Origin of the sequence: Streptomyces sp. NBC_01352, assembly GCF_036237295.1 — a bacterium.
GTDB lineage: Bacteria > Actinomycetota > Actinomycetes > Streptomycetales > Streptomycetaceae > Streptomyces > Streptomyces plumbiresistens.
Genome location: NZ_CP108354.1, coordinates 11064128 through 11085920, shown reverse-complemented (window position 1 = coordinate 11085920; position 21793 = coordinate 11064128). Strand labels below are relative to the sequence as shown.

The 21793-nt window shown below is 70.1% G+C and carries 20 protein-coding genes; 6 read left to right on the top strand and 14 right to left on the bottom strand.

The features are described from left to right. Positions 1-15: 15 nt before the first annotated feature. A complete protein-coding gene (locus OG252_RS51070) occupies positions 16-1596 on the bottom strand; it encodes an ABC transporter substrate-binding protein (protein WP_329344964.1) in 1581 nt (526 codons plus the stop codon). Between the two features lie 346 nt (positions 1597-1942). Here OG252_RS51070 and OG252_RS51065 point away from each other — a divergent pair, with 346 nt between their 5' ends. Both OG252_RS51065 and OG252_RS51060 read left to right on the top strand, forming a co-directional pair. After that, complete coding sequence (locus tag OG252_RS51065) at positions 1943-2578, top strand: TetR/AcrR family transcriptional regulator (protein ID WP_329344963.1); 636 nt, start codon at positions 1943-1945, stop codon at positions 2576-2578. After that, positions 2575-3381: a sugar phosphate isomerase/epimerase family protein gene (locus OG252_RS51060; protein WP_266447796.1), complete on the top strand. Its 807-nt coding sequence runs from the start codon at positions 2575-2577 to the stop codon at positions 3379-3381. The genes OG252_RS51065 and OG252_RS51060 overlap by 4 nt, the downstream gene beginning before the upstream one ends. Positions 3382-3396: 15 nt before the next feature. Here the strand turns inward: OG252_RS51060 and OG252_RS51055 are convergent, their stop codons facing one another. Continuing rightward, entirely contained in the window at positions 3397-4002 is a 606-nt protein-coding gene (locus OG252_RS51055; protein WP_329344962.1) for a TetR/AcrR family transcriptional regulator, read from the bottom strand. A gap of 250 nt (positions 4003-4252) precedes the next feature. Between OG252_RS51055 and OG252_RS51050 the strand changes: the two genes are divergently transcribed. The 3 genes from OG252_RS51050 to OG252_RS51040 all read left to right on the top strand — a co-directional run bounded on the left by OG252_RS51050 (position 4253) and on the right by OG252_RS51040 (position 8843). After that, on the top strand, positions 4253-5455 hold the full coding sequence (locus OG252_RS51050; protein WP_266447791.1) for a glycoside hydrolase family 1 protein: 1203 nt from the start codon (positions 4253-4255) through the stop codon (positions 5453-5455). A gap of 141 nt (positions 5456-5596) precedes the next feature. After that, positions 5597-6925, top strand: coding sequence for an MFS transporter (locus OG252_RS51045; RefSeq protein ID WP_329344961.1), 1329 nt, complete (start codon positions 5597-5599; stop codon positions 6923-6925). A 79-nt stretch (positions 6926-7004) separates the two neighbouring features. Next, positions 7005-8843: a glucose 1-dehydrogenase gene (locus OG252_RS51040; protein WP_266447786.1), complete on the top strand. Its 1839-nt coding sequence runs from the start codon at positions 7005-7007 to the stop codon at positions 8841-8843. A gap of 37 nt (positions 8844-8880) precedes the next feature. Here OG252_RS51040 and OG252_RS51035 read toward each other — a convergent pair whose 3' ends face one another. The 5 genes from OG252_RS51035 to OG252_RS51015 all read right to left on the bottom strand — a co-directional run bounded on the left by OG252_RS51035 (position 8881) and on the right by OG252_RS51015 (position 14453). After that, positions 8881-9348: a hypothetical protein gene (locus OG252_RS51035; protein WP_266447783.1), complete on the bottom strand. Its 468-nt coding sequence runs from the start codon at positions 9346-9348 to the stop codon at positions 8881-8883. Further along, a complete protein-coding gene (locus OG252_RS51030) occupies positions 9345-10094 on the bottom strand; it encodes an ABC transporter ATP-binding protein (protein WP_329344960.1) in 750 nt (249 codons plus the stop codon). Before OG252_RS51030 ends, OG252_RS51035 begins: the two co-directional genes overlap by 4 nt. Positions 10095-10098: 4 nt before the next feature. Further along, positions 10099-10809: an ABC transporter ATP-binding protein gene (locus OG252_RS51025; protein ID WP_266447777.1), complete on the bottom strand. Its 711-nt coding sequence runs from the start codon at positions 10807-10809 to the stop codon at positions 10099-10101. Further along, positions 10787-12904 (bottom strand): branched-chain amino acid ABC transporter permease, encoded by a 2118-nt coding sequence (locus OG252_RS51020; protein ID WP_329344959.1) that lies wholly within the window; start codon positions 12902-12904, stop codon positions 10787-10789. Before OG252_RS51020 ends, OG252_RS51025 begins: the two co-directional genes overlap by 23 nt. Before the next feature lie 163 nt (positions 12905-13067). Beyond that, positions 13068-14453, bottom strand: a complete 1386-nt coding sequence (locus tag OG252_RS51015; protein ID WP_266447774.1) for an ABC transporter substrate-binding protein — start codon at positions 14451-14453, stop codon at positions 13068-13070. Between the two features lie 217 nt (positions 14454-14670). Between OG252_RS51015 and OG252_RS51010 the strand changes: the two genes are divergently transcribed. Then, a complete protein-coding gene (locus OG252_RS51010; protein WP_329344958.1) occupies positions 14671-15720 on the top strand; it encodes an NAD(P)H-dependent amine dehydrogenase family protein in 1050 nt (349 codons plus the stop codon). Between the two features lie 60 nt (positions 15721-15780). On the opposite strand, the gene OG252_RS51005 is transcribed toward OG252_RS51010, so the two are convergent. The 7 genes from OG252_RS51005 to OG252_RS50975 are packed head-to-tail and all read right to left on the bottom strand — an operon-like array spanning position 15781 to position 21789. After that, complete coding sequence (locus OG252_RS51005) at positions 15781-16710, bottom strand: TIGR03564 family F420-dependent LLM class oxidoreductase (protein ID WP_329344957.1); 930 nt, start codon at positions 16708-16710, stop codon at positions 15781-15783. A gap of 13 nt (positions 16711-16723) precedes the next feature. Beyond that, positions 16724-17308, bottom strand: a complete 585-nt coding sequence (locus OG252_RS51000) for a nuclear transport factor 2 family protein (RefSeq protein ID WP_329344956.1) — start codon at positions 17306-17308, stop codon at positions 16724-16726. Then, on the bottom strand, positions 17305-18141 hold the full coding sequence (locus OG252_RS50995; protein ID WP_329344955.1) for a TauD/TfdA dioxygenase family protein: 837 nt from the start codon (positions 18139-18141) through the stop codon (positions 17305-17307). The genes OG252_RS51000 and OG252_RS50995 overlap by 4 nt, the downstream gene beginning before the upstream one ends. Then, on the bottom strand, positions 18138-18746 hold the full coding sequence (locus OG252_RS50990) for a carboxymuconolactone decarboxylase family protein (protein WP_266447761.1): 609 nt from the start codon (positions 18744-18746) through the stop codon (positions 18138-18140). Before OG252_RS50990 ends, OG252_RS50995 begins: the two co-directional genes overlap by 4 nt. A gap of 42 nt (positions 18747-18788) precedes the next feature. Continuing rightward, a complete protein-coding gene (locus OG252_RS50985) occupies positions 18789-19571 on the bottom strand; it encodes an enoyl-CoA hydratase (protein ID WP_329344954.1) in 783 nt (260 codons plus the stop codon). Between the two features lie 11 nt (positions 19572-19582). Continuing rightward, positions 19583-20764 (bottom strand): acyl-CoA dehydrogenase family protein, encoded by a 1182-nt coding sequence (locus OG252_RS50980; protein ID WP_266447755.1) that lies wholly within the window; start codon positions 20762-20764, stop codon positions 19583-19585. Next, positions 20755-21789, bottom strand: coding sequence for an acyl-CoA dehydrogenase family protein (locus OG252_RS50975; RefSeq protein WP_329344953.1), 1035 nt, complete (start codon positions 21787-21789; stop codon positions 20755-20757). The genes OG252_RS50980 and OG252_RS50975 overlap by 10 nt, the downstream gene beginning before the upstream one ends. Between the last annotated feature and the right edge of the window lie 4 nt (positions 21790-21793).

Genomic DNA, 21793 nt, shown 5'->3' with positions numbered 1-21793 from the left:
GCTCGTTTCGGTGGACTAGTCGGCCACGCCGAACTGCCGGACGGTCGAGAACGTCGAGGAACCGTCGCCGAGGTAGGTGATGCCCTTCTTGGTGGCCCAGTCGCTGCCGATGTAGAAGAGGGGCGCCTGCCAGGCGTTCTCGACCCCGAACTTGTTGATCTCCTTGTAGATACCGGCGGCCTTGGCCGGGTCGAGCTCCTTGTCGGCCTGTTGCAGGAGCTTGGTCAACTCCGGGTCGGTGGAGCCGAACACGTTGCGGAAGCCGGTCGGACCGTAGAAGTTGCGGGTCTCGATGGGAGTGGTGTTGAGCCCGTCCACGACCAGGAACATCGCGTACTTCCGCGACAGCAGGGCCGAGACGCTCTGCTGTGCGGGGATCGGCTCCCACTTCACCTTGATGCCGATGTCACCGAGCGCCTGGGTGATCGCGGGCTCGTTCTGCTTCGTGTAGAAGAGGCTGGGCATCGTGACCGAGAAGCCGTTCGCGTAACCGGCCTCGGCGAGCAGCTTCTTCGCTCCGGCCGGATCGTAGGCGTACGTCTCCTCGAGCGCGGCGTCGTAGGCCTGGCCCTGCGGGTTGTACAGCTGCCGGGTCGCCCTGCCCGAACCCTGGAGCAGCTGCTTGACCATCTTCTCCCGGTCGAAGGCCATGTTGATGGCCTTGCGGACCCGTACGTCACCGAGCGCCTTGAGCTTGCTTCCGCCGCGGTCGGCGAGGATCAGACTGGCGCCCGCGGTCGCCTGCACGTGCTTGACGTCGAAGCCCGCCGCCTTGATGGTGCCGATCTGCGAGACGTCGACCGTGCCCACGTTGGTCTCGCCGGCCTTGAGGGCGTTGGCCACCGCGGTCGGGTCGGCGATCACCCGGATCTTGACGGTCCTGAAGGGGTAGAGCTCCTTGTTCCAGTAGTCCTCGCGCCGGTTGAGCACGTAGACGGAGCCGTTCACCGTCGCCTTCTTGTCGAGGGTGTACGGACCGGACCCCACGGGATTCAGGGCGGCGGCTTTGGTCGTCATGGTCTTCGGGTCGCCGATGACACCGGCCTGCGAGGACAGCGACCACAGCAGGGAGCCGTCGGGCTGCCGGAGCTTGACCACCACCGTGGAGGCGTCGGGCGCCTCGACCGAGGAGACCGCGGCGAGGGCCGCCTGCCCCTGGCCCGGGGTCTTGCGGATGTGCTCCATGGTGGCCTTCACCGCGGCGGAGTCGACCACGGCGCCCGAACTGAACTTCATGCCCGTACGCAGCTTGAGCGTGAGCGTCCGCGCGTCCTTGGAGTACTCCCAGCTCTGCGCGGCCCCGGGCTGCAGCTCTCCCTTGTTGTCCTGGATCAGGAGCGTGTCGAAGACCGAGTTCCAGACGTAGGTCTGCTGCCCCTCGACGAGCTGAGCGGGGTCGAACGAGTTGGGCGTACCGAAGATCGACAGCGCGAGCGTCTTGTCGGCGGCGGAGGGCGACGACGCGTCGGTGGGCTGGCTGTCGCACGCCGTGACGGCAAGGAGCGCGGCTGCGGCTCCGAGTGCGGCGGCGGTCCGCGTGTGCGGTCGGGTCCGGTTGTTCGGCCGGGTCCAGGAGTGCAGGGGGTGAATGCGCATGGGTGGATTCCTTCGTCCGGGAACCGAGAAGCAGAGAGACCTGGTGAGTACGTCAGTGCCATGCGTGAAGTCGGGAACGTAGCTGTGAGTGGGGGCGCTTCGGGAAGCTGCAGAACCGCCGAAGCCACGACCAAGCCAACTGTTACCACGTGGTTGGTTTTCACTGGGAAGGTAAGGCGCGGTGACCAGCGCAGGAAGTACGCGGTTCAGCTTCGTAATCAGACCGTAACCTGACTGAATGTCAGAAATAGGAGGCTCTTGCCTTCCTGACTCCCACTGGAGACACTCCGATCAGCCGCCCAATGCCGACCACGTGGTAACCACCGGGCGGGAAAGGACATGCACTGTGACCGAGGCCAAATCCCGTGGGCCGTACGCCAAGACGGCGGCCCGGCGGGCCGAGATCATCCGGGCGGCGCGCGACAGTTTCGCGGAGCACGGCTACAGCCAGGCCTCCCTGCGCGATATCGCCGAACGGGCCGGCATCACCCACGCCGGACTCCTGCACCACTTCCGCAACAAGGACGAGCTGCTCGCCGAGGTGCTTGCCGACCGGGACTCCGAGGAGTGGCAGCACGGCCTGGCGCAGGTCAGCGAGATGGACCAACTGGCGCCGTATCTCGGCGATCTGCTGCGGCAGCACCAGAAGTCGCCGGAGCTGATGCGACTGTGGATCGAACTGGCCGCGGCCGCCTCGCGCCCGGACCATCCGGCGCACGACTACTTCGCCGAACGCTACGACCGGGTGCGCACCCAACTCGGGGCGGGCATGCGGGAGCGGGCGGAGCTCGGCAAGCTGCACGAAGGCCTGCCGCCCGAGCACACGACGGTGCTCCTGCAGGCCGTGCTCAACGGCCTCCAACTCCAGTGGCTGCTCGACCAGAACCTCGACATCGTCGGACCGCTCGGGTCGTTTCTGCGCCTGGCGTTCGACAGTGACCCGACATCCAGCACTGACCCGACAGGAGACACCGACACGTGAACCCGGCCGTCACCGGCACCTTGGCAGTACAGCTCTACAGTGTTCACGAAGCCCTGGTGGCCGACCGGCCTGCCACCCTCAAACGCCTGGCCGACCTCGGCTACCGCTACGTCGAGCCCTTCGCGCTCGGCTTCTGGAACACCCCGGCCGACGAACTCACCTCCGCCGCCCGCGCGTTGCGCGACGACCTGGATGCCGTCGGGCTGGCGGTCACCTCCGTGCACACCTCGGTCTCCGCGCACGAACAGCGCGGCCTGGTCGAGATGTGCCGCATCCTCGGCACCGACACCGCGTTCGTGCCCATCCCGTTCCTCGTCGAGGGGTTCGAGGGTCAGCGCTTCGAGGACCGCGACGCCGTGGCACTGTTCGCGGACCGGCTCAACGCGGCGGCGCGCGAGGTGGCCGCGTCCGGGGTCCGGCTCGGTTACCACAACCACCACCTCGAATGGGAGCAACTCCCGGACGGGGCGCGGGCCTTCGACGTGCTGTGGGAACGGCTCGACCCCGACGTGCTCGCCGAGGTGGACCTCTACTGGGCCGCCGTCGCCGGCCAGGACCCCGCCGAGGTGGTCGAGCGGCTCGGCGAACGCGCGGTGGCCGCCCACGTCAAGGACGGTCCGGCCCGCCCGGACACTCCGCAGACACCGCTCGGCACCGGCGACGTCGACTACGCGGCAGCGCTGCGCGCGGGCCGGCACCTGCGCTGGCACATCACGGAGATCGACGACACCGCAGGCGACCGGTTCGAGCTGCTCGCCACCAATCGCCGGACCCTCCTCGACGGCGGCCTCACCGCAGCCTGAACACCCCCTGGCGGATTACTCGCCCTCCCCAGGGCCGATCACCGTCCGCATGAAGATCTCCAGCAGCCGCAGCATGTCGCGAGACGGATCGAGCAGCGCCTGCATCCGCAGACCGTCCATCATCGCGAGCACCATGACTACCTTGTCGTCCGCGGTCAGGTCCGGGCTGTCGTGCGCGGTGTTCAGTGGGCCGCTGCGAAACCGCGTCCGCATCCGCTCGCGGCGCCCGGCGAAGAACTCGTGCGCGGGGTGGGCCGGGTTGGTCGCCGCGATCGCCAGGGCAAGCCAGTTGCGCTGATACTCCGGGTCCTCGAACTCGTCGGCGAGCACCGCACCCAGTACGGCCGATCCCGCCATGCCCGCCGCGAGGATCCGCGCCGCTTGTTCCTCCTCGTCAGCCTCCCGCTGCGCGAGCGCGGCCAGGAGCAGTTCCTCCTTGCCGGAGAAGTGACGCAGGAGCGCCGCGTGCGTCACTCCGGCCCGCGCCGCGATGTCCCGTAGCGAGGCGCGCTCATAGCCGTGTTCGGCGAAACCCGCGAGCGCCGCGCGCGCGATCTGCGAGCGCCGCGCGGGCGTCGTCGCGTACGGACCGCGACGACGGGTGCTCGGGGTCGAACTCATGCTGTCTCCTGCGTCTTGGAGGTGACTTGCGGTCGGGGTCTTGCCATCCGCAGACCCGGGAGTTTAATCTCCACGAAATGTAGCCACGATGGTGACATTCTAGTGAAACACCCGCCTGCGCAGCAGCCCGCGAATGGCCCGCGACGGCTCCTCCCACGCGCCCCGCCGCAGCTCGACCCCTACGCCTCCTGCGCCGATCTCCTCGCGCACCCTCTCTGCCCATGGCACCCGAGCACCCGAAGGACCCGATATGCCCGATGAGACCCGCTTCCTCTGGGGAGCCGCCACCGCCCCGCACCAGATCGAGGGCAACAACATCAACAGCGACTGGTGGATACGCGAAGGCCAGGTGCCGGGCCTTGAACGCAGCGGCGACGCCTGCGACAGCTATCACCGGTACGAGGAGGACATGCGCCTGCTCGCCGACGCCGGCCTCAACGCGTACCGCTTCGGTGTGGAGTGGGCGCGGATCGAGCCGGTCCCGGGTGAGTTCTCGCGGGCCGAGCTCGCGCACTATCGCCGGATGATCGACACCGCGCTGGGGCTCGGCCTCGCGCCGGTGATCACCCTGCATCACTTCACCAACCCGCGCTGGTTCGCCGAGGAGGGCGGCTGGCTCGGCGAGCGCGCGGTCGACCGCTTCACCGCCTACGTCGAGCGCGTGACCGAGATCCTCGGCGACGTCCCGTACGTCGCGACCATGAACGAGCCCAACATGCTCGCGATGATGATGACCATGGAGCAGCAGATGCTCCAGCGGCAACAGCAGCAGTCCGACGTGTGGCAGAGCCCTACTGTCGACAACGACTTCCGCCCGCAGCTGCCGGCCCCGGACACGGCCATCGGCGAGGCCCTGGTCAAGGCGCACCACGCGGTCCGCGACATCGTGCGCACCAACACCGACGCGGCCGTGGGCTGGACGGTGGCCAACCGGGCCTTCGCCGCCCGCCCGGGCGCGCAGGAGAAGCTCGCCGAGCTGCAGTACGTCTGGGAGGACCTGTACCTGGAGGCCTCGCGCGGCGACGACTTCGTCGGCGTCCAGTCGTACTCGAGCCAGTGGGTCGGCAAGGACGGCATCGAGCCGCATCCGCAACTACCCGACAACACTCAGGTCGGCACGGCGTACCGACCCGACGCCCTCGGCACGGCGGTGCGGCACACCTGGGACGTCACGGGCGGAATCCCGATCGTGGTGACCGAGAACGGCATTGCCACCGACGACGACACCCGCCGCATCGCCTACACACAGGAGGCCCTGCAGCACCTGTTCGCGGCGGTGGACGACGGCATCGACGTGCGCGGCTACACACACTGGACCGCCCTGGACAACTTCGAGTGGGGGCACTGGGGTCCGACGTTCGGCCTGATCGCCGTGGACCGGGAAACCTTCGAGCGGCGCCCGAAGCCGAGCCTCGCCTGGCTCGGTGAGGTGGCCCGCCGCGGCCGGCCCTGAGCACCGCCGGCCGCCCGCACGGGCGCGGGGCGAACACCTCACCCTCGCCCGTCCTCCCCTACCCTCACCCACCCCCTCCCCCTCGTTCCCCTCACGCACTCTGAGCTGCTGCCGCACTGACATACTGACGACGGAGTCACCGTGCCCGAAGCATCCCTGTCTGCGGAGGCGGAGGCAGCGCCGAGATCACAGCCGCCCGCCGCCCCGGCCGAGCCGGCCCATGAGCGTTCCGGGCCGCCGCTGAAGCGGGTGAGCAGGGGTTATCTCTTCTGGATGATGGCCGCCAACTTCGGCGTGGGCATGGCCTACATCCTCCCGCTCTCGTACACCCTCACCTTGCGGATCGACGACCTCGCCCCCGGCCGGGAAGAGGTCCTCGGCTACATCACCGGCATCGCCCAGGCCGTCTTCCTCGTCGCCAGCCCGCTCATCGGCGTCTGGAGCGACCGCACCCGCAGCCGGGTCGGACGCCGGCGTCCCTTCCTGGTCGGCGGCAGTGTGCTCGGCTTCATTGCCCTGGCCGGTATCGCCGTGGCGCCGAACCTTCTCCTGATCGGGGTCGGCTGGGTGCTCGCGATGCTGGGGTGGGCGACGGCCTCCCAGGCGATCCTCACCGTCCAGGCCGACCGCATCCCCGAGGAACAGCGCGGCAAGGTCTCCGGCCTGACGGGCCTCACCGGTCAGATCGGCCCGGTCGTCGGCATCGGCATCGCCTCGGCGCTCAGCAACACCTTCCTGATCTTCGTCCTGCCCGGACTGCTCGGCATCGTCTGCGCGGTGGCGTTCGCCGTACGCGGCTCGGAGCCGGACTCGCGCCCCATGGGACCGGCCGCGCCGGTGGCCATGAAGGAGATCCTGGGCAGCTACGTCTTCAACCCGCGCAAGTACCCCGACTTCGCCTGGAACTGGCTCGGCCGGTTCGTCTTCTTCATGGGGCTGTACTTCAACACGACGTTCGCCACCTTCTTCTACGCGCAGCGGCTCGACCTCCCGGTCAAGGAGGTGGCCGGGGCCGTCGCGGTCGTCGGTCTGGTCGGCATGGCGGCGGCGATGGCGGGCGCGATCGGCGGCGGGTTCCTGTCGGACAAGCTCGGGCGCAGAAGGCTGTTCGCGCTCATCGGGGCACTGCTGTTCATCGCCGGAGCCGTCGTGGAGGCGTCCGCGTACTCACTGCCCACCCTCATGGTCGGCTCGGTCCTGATGCAGCTCGCCATCGCGCTGTTCAGCTCGGTGGACCAGGCGATCGTCATGGCCGTGCTGCCCGATCGGGCCGAGGCAGGACGGTATATCGCGGTGGTGGCGTTCTCACAGAAGATCCCGAGCGCGCTCGCCCCACTGATCGCCCCGCTGATCATCAGCGTCGGCGCCGCGGACGGCGTCAAGAACTACACCGCGCTGTATCTGACAGGCGCCGTGTTCGCCCTGATCGGCGGTTTGCTGATCTACACCCGGGTGCGGTTCGTCCGCTGAACCGCGGGCGGTTCGTCCGCTGAGTCCGGCGCTGTCGGCAGCACCACCCCCCTTCCTGCACCAACCGTTACGGAGAACCATGTCCGAGCCTGGCCACGCCCCGACGCATCTCAGGATCGACAGCACGGGCAGCGCCTTCGTCGTCTGCGGGGCCGCTCCCCATCTGTCCTGGCAGCTGCCGGACGGCTGGACGGCGCAGGACGGCTACGTACTCGAGGCCACCGTCAACGGCCGCGACCTGCCGCCGGCCAGGGTCGGCTCCCGTCGGCACCTGTTCGTCGCCTGGCCCTGGGAGCCGCTGAGCAGCCGGGACGAGGTGAGTTGGCGCGTACGAGCTCAGCGCGGCGGGGAGCTGTCGGCGTGGTCGGCATCGGCGCGATTCGACGTCGGTCTGTTGGCGCCGGACTGGACGGCCGACTGGATCTCTCCGCAGGAGTCCGACGCCGCGCTCGGCGTGTACGAGGTGTTCCTCAACGGGCAGCGCGTGGGCGATACCGAGCTGGCGCGTACGGGCGCGCGCCTCGAAGTGCACGTCGAGGACCTGGACGGCCGGTGGACGACGGTCGGCACCGGCCCGCGGTGGATGTCCAGGCCGAGCCAGGTCGTACGCGCGGATCTCATGGACGGGCAGACCACCGACCTGACCTCGGCTCTGCCCGCTCCCATGCCCGTCGAGGTCGGCGCCGTGCAGGCCCCGCCCGTCGACTGGTCCCCCGCGCCGCCGGTGCGGCGGATCGAGCGGCTCGATCCGGTCGGGGTGATCCGCATCGGGGACGGTGCCTGCGTCGTCGACTTCGGTCAGAACACGTCGGGACGGATCCGCCTCACCGAACTCGGCCCGGCGGGCACCCGGACCGTCATCGACCACGGCGAACACGTATCTCCTGAAGGGGACTTGACGACCCGGCACCTGGACAGTGCGCGTCCGGGCGAAGAACCGCAGCCGTTCGTGCAGCGCGACGAGGTCGTCTCGGACGGGGTCCCGGGCGCGGTCTTCGCGCCCCGGAAACCTCGCTGCGTGCCGGACCCGGCCACCTGCACGGCGAGTGCACGCTCCCGCCCGCACCCCATCCGCTGCCCATCCACCACCACACCATCGAAGGAGCACCTCATGCCCATGCCTGACGTCTCGACCCGCTCGCTCAACGATCTCGTCTCCCTCGACGGCCGCACCGCCGTGGTGACCGGCGCCGGACGCGGCCTCGGCAAGGCGATAGCCGCGCGGCTCGCGGAGGCCGGTGCCCGGGTGCTTGTGGCGGACATCGACGGCGCACTCGCGAAGACCGCCGCCGCAGACCTCGCCGACCGCCATGACACCGAAATCGTGGGCGTCGAAATGGACGTGACGGACTCGGGCAGCGTGCGCGAAGCCGCGGACCTGGCCGTCGAACGCTGGGGCCGCCTCGACGCCTGGGTCAACAACGCCGGAGTCTTTCCGTACATCCCGATCGCGCAGATGGACGACGCGGACTGGGACACCGTCTTCGCGGTGAATGCCCGGGGGACACTCGCCGGCACGCGGGAAGCCGCCCGGGTCATGACCGCGGGTGGACACGGCGGAGTGATCGTCAACATCTGCTCCACGGCGGGGTTCGAGGGCACCGCCCCTGGCATGGGCGCATACGTGGCATCGAAGCACGCCGTACGGGGCCTCACCCGGCAGAGCGCACTGGAGCTGGCGCCGCACGGGATCCGCGTGCTCGGGGTCGCCCCCAGCTATGTCCCGACGGAGGGCAACACCCTCGCAGCAGGCGACGGCCCCGTCGAACCCGATGCCATGCCGCTGATGATGACCAGCCCGGTCGGGCGCATCGGGACCCCGGACGACATCGCCCGCGTCGCCTTCTTCTGCGTCAGCGACCTGTCGACGTTCATGACCGGCAGCACCCTCCTCGCGGACGGCGGCACGACGGCCTGACCCCACCGCCCCGTACGTCAAGCGGGCAGCGTCACTCTCAGCGTGGGCCTGCGCCGTTGGGCACGTCGGCTTCGGGTGCCGGGACGACGGTCGCGGCCGGCTCCGGCTGGGCGGCGGGTGTGAGCCGGTCGCCCAGTTCGGAGAGGTCGTACGCCTGACGCGCCAGCCAGAAGCGCAGGAAGCCGGTGAGCGAGTAGCGCAGGTACAGCACCCCGCCCACCACCGCGCACACCACTGCGGTCAGGCCGATGGCCAGGGCATCGCGCTGGGCCAGTGGATCCTCGCTCACATGAGCGAGAGGGTAGGTCAGCGCGCCGAGGACCAGGCCGGCCAAGAGCAGCAGCCCTCCGATCCGCAACCACAGGGTGTGGCGTGCGGCGGCCGGGTCGGGGATCTTCAGAGCGGCCAGGTCGCGCGCGAACCGGTCGGCGCGGGTGGGAACTTGCGGCTGGTCCGCGCGCGTGAGGGTGTGCGCTTCTGTCGTGGTCTCGGTGGTCGGCGTCATGCCGCGCTCCCCAGGTAGTAGGAGGACAGTTCGGCGTGCAGGGAGCTGTCGGGGTGGCCCTGCCACTGGATGCGGCCGCGTACGAGGACGGCCGCATGGTCGGCGATCTTCAGTACGGCGGTGGCGAACTGCTCGACGACGAGCACCGCCACGCCCTGGCGGGCCAGCTCGGCCACGTGCTCGTACAACTCGGCGACCACCACCGGCGCAAGGCCCATGGACAGTTCGTCGAGGAGCAGGACGGCCGGGTAGGTGGCCAGGCCCCGGGCGAGCGCGAGCATCTGCTGCTGCCCGCCGGACAGGGTGCCCGCGGCTTGCCGGGCGCGTTCGCCGAGGATCGGGAAACGGCTGTAGGCGAGCTCCTCGATCTCCACCAGGCCGCGCCCGCTGAAGGTCATCATGCGGAGGTTGTCGCGTACGGAGAGGTTGGGGAAGATGCCCCGGCCCTCCGGGATGAGGCAGACGCCGGCCCGGGCGAGGTCGCGCGGGCGCGCCCCGGTGGCGTCGCGGCCGCCGAGGTGCAGGGTGCCCGCCGAGGGGTGGTGCGCCCCGGCGGCGACGTGGAGCGTGGTGGTCTTGCCGGCGCCGTTCGGGCCGAGCAGCGCCACGACCTGGCCTGCGGCAACGGTGAGGTCCACGCCGTGCAGCACGGTGATGCGGTCGTACGCCGCCTGGATGCCACGTAGTTCGAGCAGCGGGGGCTGGGTGCCTTCTTTCACTGGGCGCAACGCAGGGTTCTGGGACATGTGCTCACGCCTCCCCGAGGTAGGCCGCCAGGACCGTCTGGTCCTGCTGTATTTCCTCGGGCGTGCCGTGGGCGACGACTTTGCCGAGGTCGAGTACGTACATCTCGTCGCAGACGCTCATCACGAGGCTCATGTCGTGCTCGACGAGGACCACGGCGCGCCCCTCGCCCGCGACGTCCCGCAGCAGTGACGCGAAGCGCCGGGTCTCCTCGGCGTCCTGGCCCGCGGCCGGTTCGTCGAGGAGCAGCACCCGTGGCCGGCCAGCCAGGGCCCGGCCGACTTCGAGGAGCCGGGCGGCCCCGGTGGGCAGGGCGTCGGAGAGGGTGGCGGCGTCCGCGGTGAGGCCGATGCGTTCCAGGATCTGGTCTGCGATGCGGTCCGCCTCGCGGCGTCGTGGGCCGAGTTCGGCCGCGACGCGAAGGTTGTCACGGACGCTGAGCCGGCCGAAGAGTTCGAGGCGCTGGAAGGTGCGGGCCATGCCTTTGCGGGCCCGCTGGGCCGGGGTGCGCCGGGTGATGTCCCGGCCGTCGAGGCGGACCTGCCCTGTCTGAGGTCGGCGCAGTCCGGAGACGACGTCGAACAGAGTTGATTTTCCCGCACCGTTGGGCCCGATGAGCCCCGTGATCCGGCCTGCCTCGGCGGCGAATCCGGTGCCGTCGAGCGCCCGCTTCCCGCCGAACGCGACGGTCACGTCACTTGCTTCCAGCAAGGCCACGCGCGATCACCTCCCGGTCCTCGGTCCGCCACGGTCGCCGCAGGCCCCACCACTCCACAGGGTCGGGCACCGGCCGCAGGCCTTCGAGGCGCGCGGTGGCGCGGATGCGCAGCGCGGTGCCGACAGCCACGGCGGTGAGCAGGAACAACGCGCCGCCGATCAGGTCGCTCGCGTACAAGGCCCAGAGCACGGCGAGTACGCCACCGGTGACCGGCAGGAGCAGCCGGTCGCGCGCGAGCGGTGTCCATTCGGCTCTGAAGCGCGGGGCGATGCCGCCCGGGCTGTGGGCGAGGCCCATCCCGGCCAGGGCGATCATGAGGGTGGAGACGTCGTGCGCCCAGTCCCCGAAGTGCCCGAGCAGATGCGGTGGCGCCACGAAGGCGATGCCCGTGAACAGTCCGGTGCCGACCGCGCCGAGTCCGCCGATCACCGCGACGAGGAAGATCGGCAGGTTGGCGACGAGGTTGAACTGCTCGGCGGTGACGGTGCGTTGCTGCATCCCGTAGAGCGCGCCGCCCAGACCGGCGATCGCCGCGGACAGCGCGAACACCAGGACCTTCGAGGCGAGCGGGCGGCCGCCGAGGGTCGCGTACGCGGCTTCGCTGTCGCGCAGCGCGATCAGGCTCCGGCCGAAGCTGCCACGCCGCAGCCACGCCACGGCGAGGGAGGCGAGCGCGAGGAACACGGCGGCGAGCAGCAGGAGTTCGGTGTCGGAGTCGAGGCGCCACCCGAACAGGTTCGGCCCCGCCGCTTCCACGGACCCTTGGTCGAACAGCGCGATACGGACGCCGAGGATCTCGAACGACGGGAGGGTGAACACCCAGCGGTCGAGGATCACGGCGAAGGCGGCGGTGCCGAGGGCCAGGTAGATGCCGGACAGGCGCAGGGCCGGAATGGCGATCAGCGCGCCGACGATGCCGGCGACGAGGACGGCGACGGGCAGCGCCCACAACTGCCCCTGTGCTCCCAGGTGTCCCCAGACCACGGCCCCGATCCCCGCGATGCTCAGCTGACAAAGGGAGATCTGGCCCGCATACCCGGCGAGCGGTACGTAGGAGAGAGCGACGATGCCGAGCGAGAAGATCGGCCCGTACGAGATGAGGCCCTCCTCGTCTAGGACGGTCACCAGGAACACCGCGAACAGCACGACGCTCGCGGCGAAGACGCCGCTGCCGCGCGCGGTCGGCAGTGGCACACGGACCAGGCGTCGGTCGCGGCCGCGCAGCCGGCGGTGCGGGAACAGCAGCAGCGCGAGGAAGAGCAGCAGGGCGGGGGCGGCGAGCCGCAGTCCGGGGAGGTAGTCGTTCTGCGGCAGGTAGCCCGTCAGATAGCTCTCCAGGCAGCCGACGACGAGCGCCCCGAGGAAGGTGAGCGGGAGGCTGCGCAGCCGGCCGAAGACCGCGGCGGTGTACGCGCTGACGATGAGCAGCGACAGCTGCGCGGCGTCGAGGGCGACGGTCGGGGCGATCAGGATGCCGCCGAGGGCGGCGAGTTGGGTGCTGAGGATCCAGGCAAGGCGGCTTGCGCGCTGCGGGGAGGCGCCGGCGAGAGAGGCGAGCGCGCGGTCGTCGACGCAGGCGCGCATCTCGGTACCGGCGCGGGTGCGGTTGAGGAGCAGCCACAGCCCGACGGCGACCAGTGCGGCGACGGCCAGGGTGAGCAGCTGGTGCCCGGTGATCGCGGCGAGGCCCAGCTTGATGGCGGGTTCGTCCGCGAAGAACGGGCGCAGCGGGCGTGCGGTGTTGGGGTCCCAGACCCAGCGGGCCAGTGCGATCGCCCCGGTGAGCAGGGCGACCGTCATCACCAGGCGCTCCGCCTCGCCCAGCGCCTGCACCGGTCGCATCAGGACCCGCTCGACGAACAGGCCGAAGGCCGGCGCGAGGACGAGCAGGACGAAGGCCAAGGCGACGGGTACCGGCCAGCCCCAGCCGAACGCCAGCTGCCAGTAGGCGAACGCGGAGAGCATGCCGGACGCGCCGTGTGCGAAGTTGAAGACTCCGGCGGTGGTGTAGGTGAGGACCAGGCCGCTGCCGACGACCGCGTAGATCGCGGCCGTCGTCAGGCCGACCACGCCGAAGGTGAGGAACTGTTCCATCACGCGCCCGTCCGAGTCCGGGCACCCGGCGGTGCAGGTGTCGGTGTCACGGGGTCTCCTCCTCGCGGATACCGGCGGGCGGGACGCCTGCTCGGCGGCGCCACGCGGATGACCAGCGGCCAGTACGGATGCACGAGCCAGGTCAAGTGGCGCCGTCGGCCGGTCACTTCAGGTCGTCCATCGACTTGCCGACATCGGCGAGCCGCGCCGGTGCGGCGTACTTGCCCTTGTACTTCACGACTGGTGCGTCACAGCGATACGGGCCGTTGTCGGGCTTGAAGTCGGCGGGCTTCCAGCCCTCGGGCGTGGTCTCGACGATCGTGTAGCACTTGGACGGAACGTCCTGCTTGCTCACGTCGAACGGTGCCTGGATGCCTCCGGCGGTCCACTCGGTCTGCTTCAGCGCGTTCTCGTAGACGCACTTGCGGGTGAGCTCCGCGCAGTCGCGGGCCGCGGTGGCGAAGAGCAGCCAGGCGGAGAAGGACCGCAGCGCGGGATAGGTGACGGGCTTGCCCGGCGCGTACTTCTCGAAGAGTGCCTTGACCTGCTTGATGGCCTCGCTGTCGGAGCCTGTCTCCAGCGGGTGGGTGGCGAACAGCTCCGCGTAGTTGTGCTGGGTTTCGAGTGCCGAGCCGGCCAGATCGATGAAGTTCTGGTTGTACGAGTTGCTGTTGGAGTCGATCCAGTCCGGGGCGTAGCCGATGCTGGTCAGCGCCTGCTCCAACTTGGCAAGCTGGTCGAACTGCCCCAGGAAGACCAGGCCTTTGACCTTCTTGTTCTTGATGGCCTGGGCGTACGGGGTCCAGTCGGCGACTCCGGCGGTCGGATAGAGGTCGGAGTAGGAGACCTTGCCGCCGAGCGTGGCGATGGACTCCTCGAACTGCGCCGCGATCACCTTGGTCACCGGGCTGTCGCCGGAGATGATGCCGACATCCTGGGCCGAGGAGGGGAACTTCTCCTTCAGGAGCCAGTTGTAGAACCCGCCGTACTGGAAGTGCGCCGAGTACGGTCCGGCGGACATCACCTGCAGGTCGGAGCCGATGCTGGGGGCGAGGGACGACTGGGCGGGGAAGGCGGGGAGCAGACAGCCGAGGCGGTCCTTGACGGCCATGCCGTCGAGGGCGGCGCTGCCGCCGACCAGGGCGAAGTCCTCCTTGCAGGCCTGCTGCATGCGCTGGCGGACTTCCATGAGCTTCGCGTCGCGGACGACGGGCACGAGCTTGCGGCCGTTGATGCCACCGAGCTCGTTGCACCAGGAGGTGAACGCCTTGGCTGTGTCGGGCATTTCGGAGTTCTTGTTGAAGCCCATGTCGGTGAAGACGCCGACCTTGATCTCCTTGTCGGTCACGCCCTGGGCGGTGCCGGGCTTGGCATCGCCCTTGCCGCACACGTCCTTCAGGGTGCCGAAGTCGGCGCCTTGGACCGACGGTGCGTTCTGGGTGGCGTCGGGGGTCTCCTCGGGTTCACTGCCGGTCGAGCCCGAGCGGGTGGAACAGCCGGCGAGCAGCACCGCGAGCACGGTGACCACGCCTATGAGCAACCTTCTCAAGGGGTCCTCCTCGGGGGATCGGACGCCGGTGTCCGATGGAGCACGGCCGGATAGTACGAGGGGTCAGCCGCGACGGAAACTACATTCTCGAATTGGGCAAGGCAACTACTCGCACACGAGAACCTGACCTGAGTTCAGAAGGATGCGCATCGGCCTCGAAGCGCCCGGGACGCCTGCAGCATTACCGTTCTCCCTCATTGAGAGTAACGTTCTCATCATGAGCGAACCGAAGAGCACGGCCGCGTACCGCGTGGTGCAGTGGGCGACGGGGAACATCGGGAGCCGCACCCTGCGCGCGGCGGTTGAGCACCCCCGCCTCGACGTCGTCGGGGTCCTGGTGCACAGCGTCGCCAAGTCCGGCCGCGACGCCGGGACGTTGTGCGGTCTCGCGCCGCTCGGCGTACGCGCCACCACCGATCTGGACGACGTACTCGCGCTGAAGCCGGACTGTGTGCTGTACACACCGCGCGAGCTGGACCCGGACGCCGTGTGCACGCTGCTCGCAGCAGGGATCAACGTCGTCGCCACGCGCACCGACTTCCACTACCCGGAAGCGATGGACCCGCGCTTGCGGCGCGGTGTCGAGGCGGCCTGCGACGAGGGCGGCGCCAGCATCCACAGCACCGGCAGCAGCCCCGGCTTCGTCACCGAGGCGCTGCCGTTCGTCCTCGCGTCGCTGCAACGGCGCCTTGACGGGCTGCTGATCGAGGAGTTCGCCGACCTGTCGCGGCGCGACTCCCCCGGGCTGCTCTTCGAGGTCATGGGGTTCGGCGGCCGTGAGGGGACGTTCGACGAGCAGCGGCTCGCGTCGTTGCGCGCGAGCTTCGGACCGTCATTGCGTCTGGTGGCCGACACCCTCGGACTTCCTGTCGAAAGGGCCGAGGTCCAGGGCGAGTTCGCGTACGTACGGGAGCGCACCTCAATCGCCGCCGGGATTCTGGAGGCGGGCACGGTCGCGGCGCAGCGGATCACGGTCGCCTGGCTGAACCGCGGAAAGCCCGTCCTCCGGTTCCGGGCGACCTGGTACTGCACCACCGACCTCGACCGGTCCTGGGACCTGCGGGACACGGGCTGGCGCCTGACGGTCGACGGCGACGCCCCGCTCGACGTGACCATCCGCTTTCCGGTGGCCGCCGAGGACGCGGCCGCCGTCTATCCCTCGTACACCGCCAACCGCGCGGTCAACGCGGTGCCGTGGCTGTGCGAGGCGCCGGCGGGCATTCGGACCACGGCGGATCTGCCGCAGATCGTGCCGCTGCTGACGTGAGCTCCCCGACCTGACCTGGCCTGGCCTGCTCTGGCCTGTTCCGTGCAGCGCGTCGGCCTGTCAGCCGCGCGCGGCCAGCTCCGCGAGCAGGCGGCGGGTGCGGTGGGCCGAGACGCGGCGGCTGTCGCGGTCGGGGCCGACGGCCACGATGTGTGCCCACAGATCGGTCGCGCCCGCGTCGGCCAGGGCGGCCAACTGACCTCGTACGGAATCCTCGTCTCCGATCACCGCCGCCTCGGCCGGTGACGTCTTGCCGCCGATCTCCAGGATCCGGCGGTAGTTCGGGAGACCGTCGTACGCCACCGCCGTGGCCGCCGCCGCGGTACTCGCCTCGTCGGGTTCGTGGTGCACGGCAACCGGTAGCCCGGCGACGATGCGCGGGGCAGGGCGGCCCGCGGACGCCGCGGCTTTGTACAGGCGGGGCGCGATGTGGGCGTCGATGGCCTCGGCCGTCGCCATCCACAGCACCACCCCCTCCGCGTACTCCCCCGCCACGCGCAGCAGCCGCGGTCCGAGCGCCGCGAGCAGGACCGGCACGCCTCCGGGAGGGAGCCCCGCCGGCGCGGAGGCGTGCGCGGACCAGTGCTCGCCGGTGAGGTCGGCCTGCTCTCCGCGCAACAGCGCCGTGAGGATGCGCAGATACTCCTCGGTGGCGGCGCCCACTGCCTCGTACGACAGACCCAGCGCCCCCTCCACATATGGCCGGTGCGACGGTCCGATGCCGAGCGTGAAGCCCGGCCTGCCCATGGCGTACGGGACGGAGGCCGCGCGGCTCGCCTGCAGAACCGGGTGGCACGGGTAGGTCTGGACGACCGCCGTGCCGAGCTCGATGGCGGTGGTGGCGCGTCCCGCGACCGCCATGGCGGCCAGCGGGTCGCCCGCCACGGCGCTGGCGTACCAGAGTGCGTGGAAGCCGTCGCGTTCCGCTTCCTCGGCCTGGCGCACGATGCCGTCGATGGTGGCGGCGCCTCCGGTAAGACCGATCCGCATGACCGTGCCCCCCTCACCACCGTGTCACCGGTGTCTGTCCCGAGTCGTCCTCGGCGGTCAGCGGCCTGCGGTAGGACAGGTCGTCGCGGTCGCGGGTGCCTTTGACGAAGCCTTGTTCCTTGAAGAAGGGCGTACGCAGGACGGACGCGTCGGCGGACAGCGCGAGGTCGACGGTGCAGCGGCGTACGGCGATGCGCCAGGTGCCGTCGCGGCGCTCCAGGCGGTCGAGGTAGCGGCCGCTCATCAGCTGCGCGGTCCTGCCGTCGTGCGAGAGGAGTCCGACGAGCACATAGCTCTCGCAGTGCGCGGTGTCACCGTCCTCGTCGATCTCGCAGAGATGCGTGGTGATGTTGTGGGTGTGCAGCTCGGCCGACCTGGCGTGGATCATGTTGGCCCACTGTGCGTATGCGAGCCCGGAGTTGACCGTCGCGCCGTGCTCCTCCACACCGTCCTGGTGGTAGGCGGCCGTGAGCAGGTCGGCGTCGAACCGGTCGTGTCCGCGGGCGTGCCGGGAGACGCAGTCCAGGATCTCCTGCCGGTCGTTCAGGTGGCGGGCCTGGCGCTCGAGCCGCGCCAGGCGCTCCTCGTATCCACTCATGCGGTCACCGGCTCCTCGCCCGCGAAGGTGATGCGCCGCAGCAGTCGCAGCGAGGTCGGCTCGTACGGCAAGGCCCGGTGCAGCATGCCGGTGTTGTCCCACAGCACGAGGTCGCCGGGGCGCCAGCTGTGGTGCAGGGTAAAGCGCTCCTGCGTCGCGAAGTCCAGCAGGCGGTCGAGGAGTTCACGGCTGCCCTTCTCCGTCATGCCGACGATCCGCTCGGCCGTGGCGCCGATCAGGAGCGACGTGCGGCCGTCGCGGTGCGTCCACACCAGGGGGTGCTCGCGGCTGGGGGTCCGGTTCCAGGCAGCCCGCTCCTTCGCCGAGGGATCGGGGTTCACCAGGAGCTGAGCGGCGGTGAAGCTGTGCACCACCCGCAGGTCCGCCAGCTGCTTGCGCTCGTCCTCGGACAGGGTCCGCCAGGCGGCGTAGGTGTTGGCGAACTCGGTGTCGCCGCCCTCCTCGGCGACCTGCCGGGCGAGCAGGACGGTGGCCTTCTGCGGGGTCTCGTCGCGGGTGCCGTCGATGTGCCAGAAGAAGGTGCCGCGGCGCACCTCGGCCAGTTGACTCTTGGCCGGATCGAGGGTGATGGTGTCGATCTCCGGATGGGCTGCGTCGCCGCCCATCGGCGGGACGACGGCCTCGCCCAACTGCCGCCCCAGCGCGGACAATTCGGCGTCGCTCAGATCGGCTCCGCGACAGATGACCACGCCGCGTTCGGCCAGGGCGGTACGCAGCGCGGCCACCGCGTCGGGTTCGAGGAGACGGGTGCCGGACAGGCCGGTGGTCTGCGCGCCGACCTCCGGGGCGATGGGGATGAAGGCGACGGTCACGGTTCCTCCGGGCTGCGGGGGGCGTGCGGGATGGCTGTGGTGGGCAGGTCGTCGTCCAGATCCAGGGCGAAGGACCGCATGAGGTAGGCGATCGTCTCGTACGCGCCGACGGTGAAGATGAGATCGATCAGCTGCTGCGTGCCGAGGGTCGAACCGAGTTCGCCCCAGGTCTTCTCTCCGATCGCACCGTCCACGACGAGTTCGTCGGCCGCGCGCAGCAGGGCGGCGTCCTGCGGATCCCAGCCGGGTTCGTCGGGGCCGAGGCCGATGCGGTGCACCTCCTCCGCGGTCAGGCCCACGTCTTTGGCCTGGACGACGTGCTGGGACCACTCGTAGGCGCAGTCACGCAGTGCCGATACACGCAGGACAAGGAGCTCGCGCTGGCGCGGGGTGAGCGTGGTGGCGCGCATGATGTGGCCGTTGAACGTGAGGAAGGCGTGGGCGAGTTCGGGGTGGTGCGCGTAGGTGCCGAGCACGTTCAGGGCCTTGGGGCGTCCCTCGGACACGGGCGCGGGGTGGCGTGGGTTCGGCGGGGTCAGGGAGGCGAGGGCGGCGCGCATCTCGGGGGGCCAGGAACGGACGGGCAGGGGTTCGATGCGGGGCACGGGCGGGGCTCCTTCGCGGGCGTACGGGGACCGGTCCGGTTCTCAGCGCAGCTTCTGCTTCATTTCCTCGAGCCGAGCGAGAATCGGGTATCCGGTGACGCTCAGTGCGTTTCCGTGCCCGGTCTGGTGGATGTCGAAAACGGACTGGACGGCGGCGTGGAAGCCCTGCACGTCGAGCGTCTGGTTCACCGCCCGCTTGGCCTGCCGCAGCCCGAACGACGGCATCGCGGCGATCCGCTCGGCCAGCTCCCGTGCCTCCGCGTCCAGTTGACCGCGCGGCACCACCTTGTTCACCATGCCGATCCGCTCCGCCTCCTCGGCGGTCAGCGGACGCCCGGTGAACAGGATCTCCTTGGCCTTGCGCGGGCCCAGCTCCCAGGTATGGCCGTGGTACTCGACGCCACCGATCCCCATGGTCACCACCGGGTCCGAGAACAGCGCGTCCTCGGCCGCCACGATCAGGTCGCAGGGCCAGCAGAGCATCAGACCGCCCGCGATGCAGCGGCCCTGCACCGCGGCGACGGAGGGCTTGGGCACATTGCGCCAGCGCAGCGTGTAGTCGAGATAGCGGCGGCTCTCGGCGCTGTAGATCCACTCCAGGGTGATCTCGTCGGGCGAGGGCCAGCGGTCGTTGAGGTCGTGCCCGGCGGAGAAGTGCTTGCCCTCGGCGCGCACGACGATCACCGCCACCTCGTCGTCCTCGGCGGCCCGCGTCCAGGCGGCGTCGAGTTCGTCGAGCAGTTCGGCGTTCTGCGCGTTGGCCACCTCGGGGCGGTTGAGCGTGAGGGTCGCGATGCGGTCCTTCACCTCGTACAGGATGTTCACGTATCGGCTCCTCAGCCTCGGGGCAGGCCGAGCACGCGCTCGGCGACGATGGTGCGCTGGATCTCGGAGGTGCCGCCGGCGATGGTGCCGGCGAAGGTGCGGGCGTAGCGCTGGAACCAGCTGCCGGCGAAGTCCTCCCAGTGCATATACGCGTACGGGGCGGTGGTGGCGGGGTGCGCGAGACCGTCCGGTCCTGACGCTTCGAGGGCGCGTTCGGCGGCCTTCTGCACCGCCTCAGAGCCGAGCAGCTTCAGTACGGACAGGGCCGGTACGTCCTGTTCGCCGCGGGCGGCGCGCGCCAGGGCCCGCAGGCCGAGCAGCCGCAGCGCCTGGGCGTCCATCGCGAGGGTGGCGTACCAGTCCTTGTCGAGGTCGGTGAGCGGGCGGAAGTCGCGCAGGAGTTCGTCCATGCGGTCGCTGAAGCTGAGCCACAGCAGGGTGCGTTCATGCCCGAGCGAGCCGCCCGCGACGCGCCAGCCCTCGTTCAACGGGCCGACCAGGTTCTGTGCCGGGACGCGGACGTCGTCGAAGTAGACCTCGTTGAAGTCGAGGTCGTCGGGGGCGGTGAGGGAGCCGAAGGGGCGTCGGGTCACGCCGGGGGTGTCGGTGGGGATGACAAGGCAGCTGATGCCCTTGTGCTTGGGCGCGTCGGGGTCGGTGCGGACGAAGGTGAGCAGCACGTCGGCGTCGTGGGCGCCGGATGTCCACACTTTCTGCCCGTTCACGACGAACTGGCCCCCGTCTGCGGCGAGTTCGGCGCGGCTGCTCAGGGAGGCGAGATCACTGCCGGCGCCCGGTTCGCTCATTCCGAGGGCCGCGGTCATCTCCGCGCGCAGGATCGGCACGGCCCAGCGCCGCTTCTGCTCGTCGGTGCCGAAGGTGAGCAGGGAGGCGGCGATGATGCCGAGGCCCTGAGGGTTGAAGCTGTGATAGATGCGGCGCCGGGAGAGCTCCTCCAGGTGCACGTAACTCTGCAGAAGCGTCGCGTTCCGGCCGCCGAACTCCGGCGGATTCCCGGGCAGCAGCCAGCCCTCGTCGAAGAGCAGCCGCTGCCAGCGCCGGGCCCATACGGGGACGTGCGCGGTGGAGTGCGAGCGCTCGGCCGTTTCGGCCTCGGCGGGCAGATGCGTGTCGAGGAAGGCCGTGAACTCGGTTCGGAACGCCTCCACTTCGGCGTCGAAGGTCAGCTGCATGATGCGCCTACGCCCCCCGCGTCGCGATGATTCGAGGTGATCAGTTCGGCGATACGGGCCCGGTGCGCCGCCGCACCGCCAAGCATCAGCTCCCCCGCCTTGGCCCGCTTGAGCGCGAACTGCAAGTCGTTCTCCCAGGTGAAGCCCATCGCGCCGAACAGCTGGATGCCGTGCCGGAAGACGAGCGCCTGACACTCCCCCGCCGCCGCCTTCGCCATGGCCGCCGCGAGCGGCCGGTCCGGGTCGTCGGCTGCGATGGTCAGTGCGGCGTGGTAGGCGAGCGCGTGGGCTCTCTCGATCGCCACATGCATGTCGGCGGCTTTGTGCTGTACCGCCTGGAAGGAGCCGATGGGTGCACCGAACTGGCGCCGTGTACAGGCGTGTTCGAGCACCAGGTCGAGCACGCGGCGGCACGCGCCGACCATGGTGACGGCCATGGCAGTGAGGCCCACATCGTGGGCGTGCGGTGGGGGCGCGGCACCGACCCGGGCGTCCTGGGTGACGCGCACCTGCGAGAAAATCACTTCCGCGAGGTGCAGGACCGGATCCAGTGCCGGTGTCCGTACGGCCCGCACCTCGCCGGCGGGCACGAGGAAGACTCCTTCATCGGTGACCACGGCGAACCAGTACGCCCGGTCGCCGTCCAGGACATGGCGGGCGCGGCCGTCGAGGATCCAGACCCGGCCCTCACGCCGGGCCCGCACGCCCTCGACGACCGCGGTGCCCGGCTCCCGGGGAGCGATCAGGCCTACGGGAACGAGGGGGGCGAACTGGGTGAGCGTGGCGAGATAGGGCGTCGGGTCGGTCACGCGGCCCAACTCCTCCAGCACGATGGCGAGTTCCACCATCTGCGCCGGATCCACGAGTTCGGTCCAGCCGAGGTCCGCGTACGTGCGCCACAGCGGCTCCGGGTCACCGTCCGCGTCGACGACAGCGCGCACCAGCGTCGGCGTGCACTCCTTGGCGAGGACCTCGCGGACGGACTTCTGCCACAACCGCTGGTCATTGTCGAACTCGAAGAGCATCGTC

What these genes read in the sequence shown, in the direction of transcription:
- OG252_RS51020 (WP_329344959.1), bottom strand. Translation starts at nt 12,904, where the DNA reads ATGGAACAGTTCCTCACCTTCGGCGTGGTCGGCCTGACGACGGCCGCG.
- OG252_RS51040 (WP_266447786.1), top strand. Translation starts at nt 7,005, where the DNA reads ATGTCCGAGCCTGGCCACGCCCCGACGCATCTCAGGATCGACAGCACG.
- OG252_RS51000 (WP_329344956.1), bottom strand. Translation starts at nt 17,308, where the DNA reads ATGAGTGGATACGAGGAGCGCCTGGCGCGGCTCGAGCGCCAGGCCCGC.
- OG252_RS51055 (WP_329344962.1), bottom strand. Translation starts at nt 4,002, where the DNA reads ATGAGTTCGACCCCGAGCACCCGTCGTCGCGGTCCGTACGCGACGACG.
- OG252_RS50980 (WP_266447755.1), bottom strand. Translation starts at nt 20,764, where the DNA reads ATGCAGCTGACCTTCGACGCCGAAGTGGAGGCGTTCCGAACCGAGTTC.
- OG252_RS50975 (WP_329344953.1), bottom strand. Translation starts at nt 21,789, where the DNA reads ATGCTCTTCGAGTTCGACAATGACCAGCGGTTGTGGCAGAAGTCCGTC.
- OG252_RS51070 (WP_329344964.1), bottom strand. Translation starts at nt 1,596, where the DNA reads ATGCGCATTCACCCCCTGCACTCCTGGACCCGGCCGAACAACCGGACC.
- OG252_RS51050 (WP_266447791.1), top strand. Translation starts at nt 4,253, where the DNA reads ATGCCCGATGAGACCCGCTTCCTCTGGGGAGCCGCCACCGCCCCGCAC.
- OG252_RS51010 (WP_329344958.1), top strand. Translation starts at nt 14,671, where the DNA reads ATGAGCGAACCGAAGAGCACGGCCGCGTACCGCGTGGTGCAGTGGGCG.
- OG252_RS51035 (WP_266447783.1), bottom strand. Translation starts at nt 9,348, where the DNA reads ATGACGCCGACCACCGAGACCACGACAGAAGCGCACACCCTCACGCGC.
- OG252_RS51030 (WP_329344960.1), bottom strand. Translation starts at nt 10,094, where the DNA reads ATGTCCCAGAACCCTGCGTTGCGCCCAGTGAAAGAAGGCACCCAGCCC.
- OG252_RS51005 (WP_329344957.1), bottom strand. Translation starts at nt 16,710, where the DNA reads ATGCGGATCGGTCTTACCGGAGGCGCCGCCACCATCGACGGCATCGTG.